The organism is Streptomyces sp. NBC_00726, from assembly GCF_045161735.1.
Classification (GTDB): domain Bacteria; phylum Actinomycetota; class Actinomycetes; order Streptomycetales; family Streptomycetaceae; genus Streptomyces.
This window is the reverse complement of record NZ_CP108983.1, coordinates 2,040,861-2,054,475: the sequence shown is the minus strand read 5'-3', so window position 1 is coordinate 2,054,475 and position 13,615 is coordinate 2,040,861. Positions and strand designations below refer to the sequence as shown.

Genomic DNA, 13,615 nt, shown 5'->3' with positions numbered 1-13,615 from the left:
CGCGGGTGAGGGCCTTTCAGCTCAGCCAGGGCAGCATGGGGTTGACCCAGCCGGAGGCGAGCAGTGCGGTGAGCACGAGCGTGGCGGTGACGGCCAGCGCCTCCGGCCAGCGCCGGGGCAGGACGGCGGTGCCGGTACGGCGCGGGGCGCGGGCGGGCCGGGGCGCGGCGGCCGGGCGCAGCTCGGTGAGCAGGTCCCGGATCAGCGGGGCGTTGATCTGGAGCTGGACCAGTACGTAGAGGCCGAGCCCCCAGTTGGGCTGCCAGCCGTTGCGGGCGACGGCCAGGGCGAGCCCGGCGGCCGCCGCGGAGGTGGAGCAGACCAGCCAGCCGAGCGAGACCAGCACCACCCGGCGGGCCAGCGCGCCGGACTTCCCGCCGCCGGCCGCCCCGGTCGGCACCCAGGCGGCGCTGCGCCCGCGCAGGGTGTGCCAGACGGCGGCCCCGGCGGCGACGCTCATCAGGACGTTGGCCCGGATCACCTCGATCCGCCAGCGGGTCCGGCTGATCCGGGGCAGCAGCACATGCCACAGCCACAGCGGCGCGAGGAGCGGCAGGACGTGCCAGGGCCGGATGTGGTCCGGATACCAGATCATCATCACGAGCGGCGGCAGCGGCGCGGCGAAGGTGTTCACCACGGTCGTCAGATAGCCGACGATCCCCTCGTGGAAGCAGAGCCGCATCCGCCAGGGCGCGCCCATCCGCTTGAGGACCGGGGTGCCCAGCAGGTGCAGATTGCCCATCGCCCAGCGGTACTGCTGGTTGAGGTACGCGGCGAGGTTGTCCGGTGAGGTGCCCTTGGCGACCAGCACCGGCACGTACAGGGTTCTGAACCCCTCGGCGTGCAGGGCGAGTCCGGTGTACAGGTCCTCGCTGTGGTCGAGCCGGGCGAAGCCGCCGGCCCGGTCGATGGCGCTGCGCCGGTAGACCGCGTTGCTGCCGCAGCAGATCGCCGCGTCGCTCGCGTCCCGGGACGGCTGTATCCAGCGGAAGAACCACTCCTGCGCCGACCCGGCGGCGCGCTGGATCCACCCCATGGACTCGTCGGTGTCGAAGCACTGCGGGCTCTGCACGATGCCGACGCCGGGGTCGGCCAGATACGGCACGAGGTGGCGCAGGAAGTCGGGCCTGGGCGCGAAGTCGGCGTCCAGGATGGCGATGTGCTCGGCGCTGCTCAGGGTGAGCGCGTGGTTGAGGTTGCCCGCCTTCTTCAGATGGCCCCGGTCGGGCCGTACGACGTAACGGAAGCCGTACGCGCCGGCCAGCGCGGCCACCTCGGGGCTGTCGGCGTCGTCCAGCACCCAGACGGTCAGCGCGTCCGGCCAGTCCAGGGCGGTGACCGCGCGGTAGGCGTTGTCCAGGACGGCGAGCGGTTCCCCGCAGGTCGGCAGATACAGGTCGACGGTGGGCAGCTCGGGCGGGTCCCAGGCGTGGACCAGCACCTCGTGCGAGCGCCTGGTCAGCCGGCGGGCGCGCAGGCTGTTGACGGAGGAGAGCGCGAGCGCGACGACGTTGAGGGAGAGCACCGCGAGAAAAGCCCAGAGGGCCGGGGTGCGCAGGGCGAAGGTGAGCATGGTCGCCGCCGTGAGCACGAAGGCGAGCGAGGAGCTGATCAGTACCCAGCGGCGCTGCGGCCCGAAGTACCAGTAGAGCTCGCGGTCGGACGGTGGTTGCGGCAGGTGATGCACGGTCATATAGCCCCCCACGGCTGGCATGTCCCGGTATCGGGTGACCCGGCCCACCCTAGTGTCAAAGGTATAGACCACTTGGCGTCCGCCGGTGAATGAGACAGGGGTTGGCGCAAAGTCAGTGGTCTATACCCATTTCACGCGGGGGCCCCGGCGAAGCGGAAAGCACCAGGTCACGGGCGGGTGAACGGTCACTCAACATCCGCCCTCCGGACCGCCGGGACGCCGCGCACGCGCCACGGCACAATGGCCCCATGCCGATACCCAGCCGCGCCGCCCTCGTCGAACATCTCGTCCGTACGCGCATCGCGGGGGACGTCGCCACGCCGCGCGACAACAACCTGGCCCACTACCGCAGCCTGGCCAACGGGGACCGGCACTACTGGCTGGGCCTGGAGCTGGGCGACCGGTGGCGCGACGAGCAGGACGTGCTGGCCGTGATGGCCGAGCGGTGCGGGGTCAGCGACGATCCGGAGCACCGGTTCGGGCAGGACACCATCGACCCGGAGCTGACCGTCGACGCCCTGGACCGGGCCGCCGCCCGGCTCCGCAAGGCCGTCGAGGGCGCCGAACGGGTCCTCTTCGCCACCGGCCACCCCGGCGGCCTGCTCGACGTCCACCGCCAGACCGCGCAGGCGCTGCGGGCGGCCGGCTGCGAGATCGTACGCATCCCGGGCGGGCTGATGGCCGACGAAGGCATGGTCTTCCAGTTCGCGGACGTCGCCGTCCAGGAGCGCGGCGCGACGCTCTGGCACACCCACTCCCCGGCCCCGATGGCCGCCATCCTGGACGGCCTGGAACGCGAGGGCCGCCCGCTGCCCGACCTCGTCGTCGCCGACCACGGCTGGGCCGGCTGCGCCGCGCAGCGCGGCCTGGACGCCATCGGCTACGCGGACTGCAACGACCCCGCGCTGTTCCTCGGCGAGTCCGAGGGCACCCTCCAGGTGGCGGTCCCGCTGGACGACCACGTGCTGGACCCGCGCTTCTACGACCCGATGACGGATTACCTGCTGGACGCGGCGGGGGTGCTCTGAGGCTTCAGAACCCCTCCTCCTCGGCCGCGCGGGCCCGGCGGCGCGCCTCCCGCCCCGACGTGGGGTCCAGATACACCCGCTTGATGGACGCGTACCGCTGCCGCAGCCGGCTCTCGGCCTCCTCGCAGGCCGTCTCGACCTGTCCGGCGCTGACCGTGTCCCGGAAGTCGACCTTCGCGGCGACCAGGATCTCGTCCGGCCCCTGGATGAGCGTGGTCAGCTCCAGTACGGAGATGAGGTGGCCGACGCCCAGCAGCTCCTCCCGGATGCCGTCGCGCATCGGCGCCGACACCGGCCGCCCGATCAGCAGCTGGACGTTGGACCGGCCGAGCACCCACGCCACGTACACCAGCAGCACCCCGATCAGCAGCGAGGCGACGCCGTCCCACACCCCGGACCCGGTCAGCTGGCCGCCGAGCAGCCCGCCCGCCGCGAGCAGCAGGCCGAGCAGGGCCGCCGAGTCCTCCATCACGACGGCCTTGACGGCGGTGTCCGGGGTGCGCCGGAAGTAGTGCCGGGCGGGCGCGCCCAGGCGCACGGCCTCCTCGCGGACCTGCTTGAGCCCGGTCCGCAGCGAGAAGCCCTCAAGGAGGAAGGCGACGACGAGCACGAGGTACGAGATCAGCGGGTCGCCCAGGTCCTCGCCCGCGAGCAGGGTGTGCACCCCGTCGTAGACCGAGAAGACCGCGCCGCCGACGAAGGTCGCGACGGACGCCAGCAGCGCCCAGATGTACCGCTCGGGGCCGTATCCCAGCGGATGGTCCTCGTCGGCCGGCTTCTCGCTGCGCTTGAGCGCGGTGAGCAGCAGCACCTCGGTGACGGTGTCGGCGACGGAGTGCGCCGCCTCGGAGAGCATCGCGCTCGACCCGCTGATCAGCCCGGCGACCGCCTTCGCCACGGCGATGCCGAGATTGGCCAGCGCCGCGACGACGACGGTGAACGCGGACCCCCCGCCACTGCTTTTCGCGTCAGTCATGCCGGTGAGTATGTCCGCGCCGGGACCGCCGGTGTCCGACGCGCGGCCGGGGGCCCGTCACCGGGGGACCCGGACCACACCCTCCTGGATGACGGTGATCGCCAGGCGGCCGTCCTGGGTGTAGATGCGGGCCTGGCCCAGGCCGCGCCCGCCGGACGCGGACGGCGACTCCTGGTCGTACAGCAGCCACTCGTCGGCCCGGAACGGCCGGTGGAACCACATCGCGTGGTCCAGGCTGGCCCCGACGACGTCCCCGACCGCCCAGCCGCCGCGCCCGTGGGCGAGCAGCACCGAGTCGAGCAGCGTCATGTCGGAGACGTACGTGGCCATGCAGACGTGCAGCAGCGGGTCGTCGGCCAGCTTGCCGTTGGTACGGAACCACACCTGCGACCTGGGCTCGCGGGGTTCGCCCACCGTGCCGAACGGCGGCGCGTCCACGTACCGCAGATCGACCGCGGCCCGGGCCTCGACCAGCCGGCCCACCATGCCCGGGTCGCTGAACCGGTCGGCGTACCGAGGCAGCATCTCGGCGGCGGTGGGCAGCGTCTCCGGGTCCGGCGCGGGCGGCATGTCCGCCTGGTGCTCAAGGCCGTCCTCGTACGTCTGGAAGGACGCGGAGAGGTGGAAGATCGGCTGCCCGTGCTGGACGGCGACGACCCGGCGGGTGGTGAAGGAGCGGCCGTCGCGGATGCGGTCCACGGTGTAGACGATCGGCGCGCCCGGGTCGCCCATCCGCAGGAAGTACGCGTGCAGCGAGTGGGCCGAAGTGCCGGCGGGGACGGTGCGGCCCGCGGCGACGAGCGCCTGGGCCGCGACCTGTCCGCCGAAGACCCGGGGCACGACCGCCGAGCGGCTGGTGCCCCGGAAGATGTCCTGCTCGATCCGCTCCAGGTCGAGCAGATCGAGCAGGGAATCGAGTGCGGTGCTCATGGGAGGCGGGTGGTCCCTACAGGCCCATGGACTTGGCGATGATCGACTTCATGACCTCGCTGGTGCCGCCGTAGATGCGGTTGACGCGGTTGTCCGCGTACAGGCGGGCGATCGGGTACTCGTTCATGAAGCCGTAGCCGCCGTGCAGCTGGAGGCAGCGGTCGATCACGCGGTGCGCGACCTCGGTGCAGAACAGCTTCGCGGAGGCGGCCTCGGCGGCGGTCAGCTCACCGGCGTCCAGCGCCTCAAGCGCGCGGTCGGCCACGGCCTGGGCCGCGTCCACCTCGGCCTGGCAGGCGGCCAGCTCGAACTTGGTGTTCTGGAACGAGGCGACGGTCTTGCCGAAGACGGTGCGCTCCTGGACGTACTCCTTGGCGAACCGCACGGCGGCGGCGGCCTGGGCGTACGCGCCGAAGGCGATGCCCCAGCGCTCGGAGGCCAGGTTGGTGCCGAGGTAGCCGAAGCCCTTGTTCTCCTCGCCGAGCAGGTCCTCGGCGGGCACCTTGACGTCCACGAACGCCAGCTCGGCGGTGTCGGAGACCTTCAGGCCCAGCTTGTCGAGCTTGCGGCCGACGGAGTAGCCCTCGGACTTGGTGTCCACGGCGAACAGCGAGATGCCGAAGCGGCGGTCGTCCTCGCGCGGGGCGGAGGTGCGGGCGCAGACGATGACGCGGTCGGCGTGAACGCCACCGGTGATGAACGTCTTGGCGCCGTTGAGGACGTAGTGCGTGCCGTCCTCGGAGAGCTTCGCGGTGGTCTTCATGCCCGCGACGTCCGACCCGGTGCCCGGCTCGGTCATCGCGAGGGCCCACATCTCCTCGCCGGTGACGAACTTCGGCAGCCAGCGCTTCTTCTGCTCGTCGGTGGCGAGCATCTTGATGTACGGCAGGCCGAGCAGCGTGTGCACGCCGGAGCCGCCGAAGGAGACGCCGGCCCGGGCGGCCTCCTCGGTGATGACGGCCTCGTACTTGTGCGAGTCGATGCCCGCGCCGTCGTACTCCTCGTCCACGGTGATCCCGAAGACGCCCAGCTCACCGAGCTTGAGGTAGAAGTCGCGCGGTGCCTGTCCGGCGGCGAACCACTCGTCGTACACGGGCACGACCTCGGCCGCGATGAAGGCCCGGATGGTCTCCCGGAACGCCTCGTGGTCCTCGTTGAATACCGTACGGCGCACGGGGTGCCTCCCTGGTCGGCAGCGACTTCGTCGTCTTCTTCGTCTTCTGGAGCATGGCTAAGCGCTTGCTCAGCCATGGTTAAAAGTTACCCGGCGGTCATGGGGCTGTCCAGGGTGATGCTGAGCACGCGGGAGCGGGCCGCCGGTGACCGCCGGATCGGGGATGCCCGGGGCCGGGGCGCGGGCGTTTCATCCGTTCCGGTGGGTGAGTGGACGAAACGTACACTTCAGTCCGGCTCCGCGGCCGCCTAGCGTCGCCTCGGCACACGCATCCCAGGAAAGGGCACCCCCGGTCATGACCAGCAACGAGACGCCTCGCGGCCCCGTCGACTCCTCGCGCATCCCCCGGTACGCGGGACCCGCGACGTTCGCCCGGCTGCCCCGCCTGGACGAGGTCGGCACGGCGGACGTGGCCGTCGTCGGGGTGCCGTTCGACTCGGGTGTCTCCTACCGGCCCGGCGCCCGCTTCGGCGGCAACGCGATCCGGGAGGCGTCGCGCCTGCTGCGCCCCTACAACCCGGCGCAGGACGCCTCGCCGTTCGCGCTGGCGCAGGTCGCCGACGCGGGGGACATCGCGGCCAACCCGTTCAACATCGAGGAAGCCGTGGAGACCGTCGAGGCGGCGGCCGACGAGCTGCTGTCCACGGGCGCCCGGCTGATGACGCTCGGCGGCGACCACACCATCGCGCTGCCGCTGCTGCGGTCCGTCGCCAAGAAGCACGGCCCGGTCGCGCTGCTCCACTTCGACGCCCACCTGGACACCTGGGACACCTACTTCGGCGCCGCCTACACCCACGGCACCCCGTTCCGCCGGGCCGTCGAGGAGGGCATCCTGGACACCTCGGCGCTCTCCCACGTCGGCACCCGCGGCCCGCTCTACGGCAAGCAGGACCTGACCGACGACGCCAAGATGGGCTTCGGGATCGTCACCTCCGCCGATGTGATGCGGCGCGGCGTGGACGAGATCGCCGACCAGCTGCGTCAGCGCATCGGCGACCGGCCGCTGTACATCTCCATCGACATCGACGTGCTCGACCCGGCGCACGCCCCCGGCACCGGCACCCCCGAGGCCGGCGGCCTCACCTCCCGCGAGCTGCTTGAGATCGTGCGCGGCCTGTCCTCCTGCCACCTGGTCTCCGCCGACCTGGTCGAGGTCGCCCCCGCGTACGATCACGCGGAGATCACCTCCGTCGCCGCCTCGCACACCGCGTACGAGCTGACGACGATCATGACCCGCCAGATCGCGGAGGCCCGCCAGCAGTGAGTCACGACCACCACGACGAGCGGCCCGAGCTCACCCCGGCGCAGATCGAGGCCGCGCTGAATCCTCCACCCGGGCGGACCGGCGGCGACCTCGTCGTGGAGACGCTGCGCGGGCTCGGCGCGACGACGGTCTTCGGGCTGCCCGGCCAGCACGCGCTGGCGCTGTTCGACGCGCTGCGCCGCTCGTCGCTCCAGTACGTGGGGCTGCGCGTCGAGAACAACGCGGGCTTCGCGGCCGACGCCTACGGGCGGATCACCGGCGAGGTCGCCCCGCTGTTCCTGTCCACCGGGCCCGGCGCGCTGACCTCGCTCGCCGCGCTCCAGGAGGCGGCCGCCGCCTCCGCGCCGGTGCTCGCGGTGTCCAGCCAGATCCCGGTGCGCGGTCTGGGCGGCGGGCGCCACGGCCACCTCCACGAGCTGCGCGACCAGCAGGCGTCGTTCCGGGACGTGGTGAAGTCCGTCCACACCGTGCGCGCCGCCTCGCAGATCCCGTCGGCCATCGCCGCCGCCTGGGAGTCCGCGCTGACGGCCCCGCACGGCCCCGTCTGGGTCGAGATCCCGCAGGACGTGCTCGACGCGGCGACCGGGCTGCCCGTCGTCCTCGCCCCGGACGCCACCCCGCGCGAACTGCACGCCCGCCCCGAACTCATCGCGGTCGCCGCGCACCTGCTGTCGCACGCCGAGCGCCCGGCGATCGTCGCGGGCGGCGGAGTCGTACGGTCGGACGCCTCCGGGAAGCTGCGGAAGCTGGCCGAGCGGCTGAAGGCCCCCGTGGTCACCACGTACGGCGGGAAGGGCGCCTTCCCCTGGGGCCACCCGCTCTCGCTCCAGTCCTGGGTGGAGGACCGGCATGTCACCGACTTCCTGGAGGACGCCGACGTCCTGCTCGTCGTCGGCTCCGGACTCGGCGAACTCTCCTCCAACTACTACACGTTCGCCCCGCGCGGCCGGGTGATCCAGATCGAGGCGGACGCCGGGAAGCTGGAGGCCAACCTTCCGGCGCTCGGCATCCACGCGGACGCCCGCGACGCGCTCGCCGACCTCATCGACGCGGTCGCCCCGCGCGAGGACCCGGCAGCCGCCGACCGGGCCGCCGGGGTGCTCGGCCGGGTCCGGGACCGGATCGCCGGCCAGGGCCGCGACCTGGAACAGGACCTGCTGGCGGCGATCCGGAGCGCCCTGCCCGACGCCTCGCCCAGCTTCTGGGACATGACGATCCTCGGCTACTGGGCCTGGGCCGCGTTCGACGCCCGCCGCCCCAACACCATGCACTCCGCCCAGGGCGCGGGCGGCCTCGGCTACGCGTTCCCGGCGGCGCTCGGCGCGGCGGTGGCCGACCCCGCCCGCCCGGTCCTCGCGGTCTCCGGCGACGGCGGCGCGATGTACTCCGTCGCGGAACTGGCCACCGCCCGGCAGTACGAGCTGCCGGTGACCTGGCTCATCGTGGACGACGGCGGCTACGGCATCCTGCGCGCGTACCTGACCGGTGCGTTCGGCGAGACCACCGGTACGGAGCTGGCCCGCCCGGACTTCACGGCCCTCGCCGCGTCCTTCGGCGTCCCGGCCGTCCGGACGAGCCCCGAAACGCTCGCCGCGGACCTGGCCGAGGCGTTCGGACGGCCGGGGCCCTCGGTCGTCGTACTCCCGGCGCACCTGACGATGTTCGAGCCGACGCACCAGTAGCGGGCGCCGTAACAGGCCCCGCGGCAGGCCCCCGGCGGCCCCGTGGCGCGTACAACCTTCCGGCCGCCCGCGAGTCATCTCCTGCGGGCGCGCCGGGGGGCCGCCCGCAGGAAACGTCCAGGGGGGACGCACCATGAACACATCCCGCACCACCGGGCGCGCCCGCGTCGCGCTCTGTGCCGCCGTCGCCGCCGGGGTCCTCGCGCCCGTCGCCCTCGCCGCCGCGCCCGCGTCCGCCGCGACCAGCGCGGTGAGCTGCACCTCCGGGCGGGCCGGGCTCGCCGCCCAGCTGACCAAGGACATCACCGCCGCGCTCAAGGGCCGTAAGTCCACCGTCGCGCTCGCACTCTACGACCGGTCCACCAACACCACCTGCACCCTGCGCGCGACGGCCAAGTACGACTCCGCGAGCGTCGTGAAGGCGACCGTGCTGGCCACGCTCCTGTGGGACAACTCCAAGCACAACCGCTATCTCACCCAGCGCGAGATCGACCTCAGCACCAAGATGATCACCAAGTCCGACAACGACGCGACCACCGCCCTGTGGAAGCAGCTCGGCGTCAGCAAGGTCAACGCCTTCCTCAAGGCGGCCGGGATGACCCACACCGTGCCCGGCTCCGGCGGCTACTGGGGCCTGACCCGGATAACAGCCCAGGACGAACAGCGGCTGCTCACCCTGCTCACCGCGAAGAACTCCGTGCTCACCGACAGCGCGCGCTCCTACGAGCTGGGGCTGATGAGGAAGGTCGTCTCCTCGCAGCGCTGGGGCACCCCGGCCGGTGCCGTCACCGGGACCACCGTCCAGCTCAAGAACGGCTGGCTCCAGCGCGCCACCCACGGCTGGCGCGTCCACAGCATCGGCGCCTTCACCGGCAACGGCCACGACTACGGGCTGACCGTGCTCACCCAGGACAACAAGACGATGAACGACGGCATCAACACCATCCAGGCCGTCGCCCGGGTCGTCCACAAGGACCTCAACCCGCGCATCATGCACGCCGCGACCTAGGTCGCAGGTCCCGTATTCGTTGCGGAGGGATGAAATCCGCGACCCCCCGCGTTGGTGCCTTCCGTCGGAACAGGCCGGATCAGGTCGGACGGGAGGCACCGGGTGGCGGACGCACGGGAGACGGAACGCGGGCAGCGGGGCGGCTGGGCGCGGAGACTGACCGGCTACGCCTGGCGCTACCGGCGCAACGTCCTGCTGGCGCTCGGCTCATCCCTCGCGGGCATGGCCGTCATGGCCCTCGTCCCCCTGATCACCAAGGTGATCATCGACGACGTGGTCGTCGGCCACACCCGCTCCCTCGCCGTCTGGACCGGCCTGCTGATCGTGGCGGCCGCCCTCGTCTACGCCGCCACGTACATCCGCCGCTACTACGGCGGCCGGCTCGCCCTGGACGTCCAGCACGACCTGCGGACCGGCATGTACGGGACGATCACCCGGCTCGACGGCAGGCGCCAGGACGAGCTGTCCACCGGGCAGGTCGTCGGCCGCGCGACCAGCGACCTCCAGCTCATCCAGAGCCTGCTTTTCATGCTCCCGATGACCATCGGGAACGTGCTGCTCTTCCTGATCTCCCTGGTCATCATGGCCTGGCTGTCGCCGCTGCTGACCCTCGTCGCCGTCGCCGTCGCCCCCGCCCTCTGGTACATCGCCCGCCGCTCCCGCGCCCGCCTCTTCCCCGCCACCTGGTACGCCCAGTCGCAGGCGGCCGCCGTCGCCGGCGTCGTGGACGGGGCCGTCTCCGGCGTCCGCGTCGTCAAGGGCTTCGGGCAGGAGGAGCAGGAGACCGGCAAGCTGCGCGAGGTCGGCCGCAGGCTGTTCGCGGGCCGGCTGCGCACCATCCGGCTGAACGCCCGCTACACCCCCGCCCTCCAGTCCGTGCCCGCCCTCGGCCAGGTCGCGATGCTGGCCCTCGGCGGCTGGCTGGCCACCCGGGGCGAGATCACCCTCGGCACGTTCGTCGCGTTCTCCACGTACCTCGCGCAGCTCGTCGGCCCGGTCCGGATGCTCGCCATGGTCCTCACCGTCGGCCAGCAGGCCCGCGCCGGCGTGGAACGCGTCCTGGAACTCATCGACACCGAGCCCACCATGAAGGACGGCACCAAGGAACTCCCCGCCGACGCCCCGGCCGGCGTGGAGTTCGAGGACGTCCGGTTCGGCTATGACGACACCCGCCGCCCGGTCCTCGACGGCTTCTCGCTGACCATCGAGCCCGGCGAGACCGTCGCCCTCGTCGGCGCATCCGGCAGCGGCAAGTCCACCGTCTCGCTGCTGCTCCCGCGCTTCTACGACGTGACGCACGGCGCGGTCCTCGTCGGCGGCCACGACGTGCGGGAACTCACCCTCGACTCGCTGCGCGCCGCGATCGGGCTCGTCCCCGAGGACAGCTTCCTGTTCTCCGACACCGTCCGCGCCAACATCGCGTACGGCCTGCCCGGCGCCACCGACGAGCAGATCGAACAGGCCGCCCGCTCTGCCCAGGCCCACCGCTTCATCGCCGAGCTGCCGAACGGCTACGACACCAAGGTCGGCGAACACGGACTCACCCTCTCCGGCGGCCAGCGCCAGCGCGTCGCCCTCGCCCGCGCCATCCTCACCGACCCCCGCCTGCTGCTCCTGGACGACGCCACCTCCGCCGTGGACGCCCGCGTCGAGCACGAGATCCACGAGGCCCTGCGCCAGGTGATGACCGGCCGTACGACGCTGCTCATCGCCCACCGCCGCTCCACCCTGAACCTCGCGGACCGCATCGCCGTCCTGGACGACGGCCGCCTCGCCGACCTCGGCACCCACGAGGAGCTGGAACGCCGCTGCGCCCTCTACCGGCGCCTGCTCACCGACCCCGACGCGCTGGGCAGCCCCTCACCCGGTCACCGTCAGGCCGCCGTCCCCGAGGGCCCGCAGGGGGACCGCGCGCTCCAGGAGGAGATCGACGCCGCGTTCGACGCCGAGCGCGGCATCACGCCCGAGCTGTGGGTGCGCCGCGAGCAGGCCCGGGACGGCGACACGGCGGGCACGCCCGCCACCCCCGAACTGCTCGCCCAGGTGGACGCCCTGCCCCCGGCGACCGACACCCCGGACGTGGACGAGGCGCGCGCCGTGCGCCCCGAGGACTCCTACGGGCTGCGCAGGCTGCTGCGCGGCTTCGGGCTGCCGCTGCTGGTGAGCCTCGGCCTGGTCGCCGTGGACGCCGGGGCCGGGCTGCTGCTCCCGGTCCTGATCCGCAACGGCATCGACGACGGGGTCACCCAGCTCGCGCTGGGCGCGGTCTGGACGGCGTCCGCCTTCGCGCTGGCCGTCGTCCTCGTGCAGTGGGCGGCCCAGATCGGTGAGACCCGGATGACCGGCCGCACCGGTGAGCGGGTGCTGTACGCGCTGCGGCTGAAGATCTTCGCCCAGCTCCAGCGGCTCGGGCTCGACTACTACGAGCGCGAGCTGACCGGCCGCATCATGACCCGGATGACGACGGACGTGGACGCGCTGTCCACGTTCCTCCAGACCGGCCTGGTCACCGCCTTCGTCTCCGTCGTCACCTTCCTCGGCATCATGGTCGCGCTGCTGGTCCTGGACGTGGAACTGGCCCTCGTCGTCTTCGCGACCCTGCCCGTCCTCGTCGTCGGGACCGTCTTCTTCCGCCGCAAGAGCGTCAAGGCGTACGAGCTGGCCCGGGAGCGGATCGGCGTCGTCAACGCCGACCTCCAGGAGTCCGTCGCCGGTCTCCGCATCGTGCAGGCGTTCCGGCGCGAGCGGGACGGGGCCGAGGCGTTCGCCGCGCGCAGCGACGAATACCGCGAGGCCCGGGTGCGCGGGCAGTGGCTGATCTCCGTCTACTTCCCGTTCGTCCAGCTGCTGTCCTCGGTGGCCGCGGCGGCGGTGCTGGTCGTGGGCGCCCACCGGGTGGACGACGCCACGCTCACCGCGGGCGCGCTGGTCGCCTATCTGCTCTACATCGACCTGTTCTTCGCGCCCGTCCAGCAGCTCTCCCAGGTCTTCGACGGCTACCAGCAGGCCGCCGTCTCCCTCGGCCGCATCCAGGAACTCCTGCGCGAGCCCGCCTCCACCACCGACCGCGACGACCCGCGCCACGTCCGCGAACTGCGCGGCGAGATCGCCTTCGAGGACGTGTCCTTCGCCTACGGGGACGAGGAGGCGGCCCTCCGGGGCGTCCGGCTGCGCATCCCCGCCGGGCAGACCGTCGCGTTCGTCGGGGAGACCGGGGCCGGGAAGTCCACCCTGGTCAAGCTGGTCGCCCGGTACTACGACCCGACCGACGGCAGGATCACGGTGGACGGCGCCGACCTGCGCGCGCTCGGGCTCACCGCGTACCGGCGCCGGCTCGGAGTCGTACCGCAGGAGGCGTATCTCTTCCCCGGGACCGTGCGCGACGCCATCGCCTACGGGCGGCCGGACGCCACCGACGCGGAGGTGGAGGCGGCCGCCAGGGCGGTCGGGGCGCACGACATGATCGCCACGCTGGACGGCGGCTACCTCCACGAGGTCGCCGAGCGGGGCCGCAACCTCTCGGCCGGACAGCGCCAGCTGATCGCGCTCGCCCGCGCCGAGCTGGTCGACCCGGACATCCTGCTCCTGGACGAGGCGACCGCCTCGCTCGACCTGGCCGGCGAGGCGCAGGTGAACCAGGCGACCGACCGGCTCGCGGGCCGCCGCACCACGCTCGTCGTCGCCCACCGCCTGACCACGGCCGCCCGCGCGGACCGGGTCGTGGTGATGGACCACGGCCGGGTCGTGGAGGACGGCACCCACGACGAACTCCTGGCCCGCGACGGGCACTACGCGGTGCTGTGGCGCACGTTCATAGGGGAGGACGAGCCCGCGGGCGTGTGACGCGGGGCCCCGGGCG

Annotated in this window: 9 protein-coding genes; 5 read left to right on the top strand and 4 right to left on the bottom strand. The window is 72.7% G+C overall.

What is annotated here, in order from left to right; genetic code table 11:
- Nucleotides 1–16: 16 nt before the first annotated feature.
- Complete coding sequence (locus OG338_RS09050; RefSeq protein ID WP_405936825.1) at nucleotides 17–1,693, bottom strand: glycosyltransferase family 2 protein; 1,677 nt, start codon at nucleotides 1,691–1,693, stop codon at nucleotides 17–19.
- 248 nt (nucleotides 1,694–1,941) lie between these two features.
- On the opposite strand from OG338_RS09050, the gene OG338_RS09045 reads away from it, so the two are divergent.
- Nucleotides 1,942–2,721, top strand: coding sequence for a phosphatase (locus tag OG338_RS09045; protein WP_405936824.1), 780 nt, complete (start codon nucleotides 1,942–1,944; stop codon nucleotides 2,719–2,721).
- A gap of 4 nt (nucleotides 2,722–2,725) precedes the next feature.
- Here the strand turns inward: OG338_RS09045 and OG338_RS09040 are convergent, their stop codons facing one another.
- The 3 genes from OG338_RS09040 to OG338_RS09030 are packed head-to-tail and all read right to left on the bottom strand — an operon-like array spanning nucleotide 2,726 to nucleotide 5,801.
- Nucleotides 2,726–3,697, bottom strand: coding sequence for a cation diffusion facilitator family transporter (locus tag OG338_RS09040; RefSeq protein ID WP_405936823.1), 972 nt, complete (start codon nucleotides 3,695–3,697; stop codon nucleotides 2,726–2,728).
- A gap of 57 nt (nucleotides 3,698–3,754) precedes the next feature.
- The gene (locus OG338_RS09035; RefSeq protein WP_405936822.1) at nucleotides 3,755–4,627 is read right to left on the bottom strand and encodes an acyl-CoA thioesterase; all 873 of its coding nucleotides are present in this window, start codon (nucleotides 4,625–4,627) and stop codon (nucleotides 3,755–3,757) included.
- A 16-nt stretch (nucleotides 4,628–4,643) separates the two neighbouring features.
- Nucleotides 4,644–5,801 carry an acyl-CoA dehydrogenase family protein gene (locus tag OG338_RS09030; protein ID WP_403988821.1) on the bottom strand — a complete coding sequence of 386 codons (1,158 nt, stop codon included), beginning with the start codon at nucleotides 5,799–5,801 and terminating at the stop codon, nucleotides 4,644–4,646.
- A gap of 295 nt (nucleotides 5,802–6,096) precedes the next feature.
- Between OG338_RS09030 and speB the strand changes: the two genes are divergently transcribed.
- The 4 genes from speB (at nucleotide 6,097) to OG338_RS09010 (ending at nucleotide 13,599) form a co-directional block, all read left to right on the top strand.
- Nucleotides 6,097–7,065 carry an agmatinase gene (gene speB / locus OG338_RS09025; protein ID WP_018105970.1) on the top strand — a complete coding sequence of 323 codons (969 nt, stop codon included), beginning with the start codon at nucleotides 6,097–6,099 and terminating at the stop codon, nucleotides 7,063–7,065.
- A complete protein-coding gene (locus tag OG338_RS09020; protein ID WP_405936821.1) occupies nucleotides 7,062–8,747 on the top strand; it encodes a thiamine pyrophosphate-binding protein in 1,686 nt (561 codons plus the stop codon). The genes speB and OG338_RS09020 overlap by 4 nt, the downstream gene beginning before the upstream one ends.
- Nucleotides 8,748–8,880: 133 nt before the next feature.
- Complete coding sequence (locus OG338_RS09015) at nucleotides 8,881–9,756, top strand: serine hydrolase (RefSeq protein ID WP_405936820.1); 876 nt, start codon at nucleotides 8,881–8,883, stop codon at nucleotides 9,754–9,756.
- A 102-nt stretch (nucleotides 9,757–9,858) separates the two neighbouring features.
- Nucleotides 9,859–13,599, top strand: a complete 3,741-nt coding sequence (locus OG338_RS09010) for an ABC transporter ATP-binding protein (RefSeq protein ID WP_405936819.1) — start codon at nucleotides 9,859–9,861, stop codon at nucleotides 13,597–13,599.
- Nucleotides 13,600–13,615 lie beyond the last annotated feature (16 nt).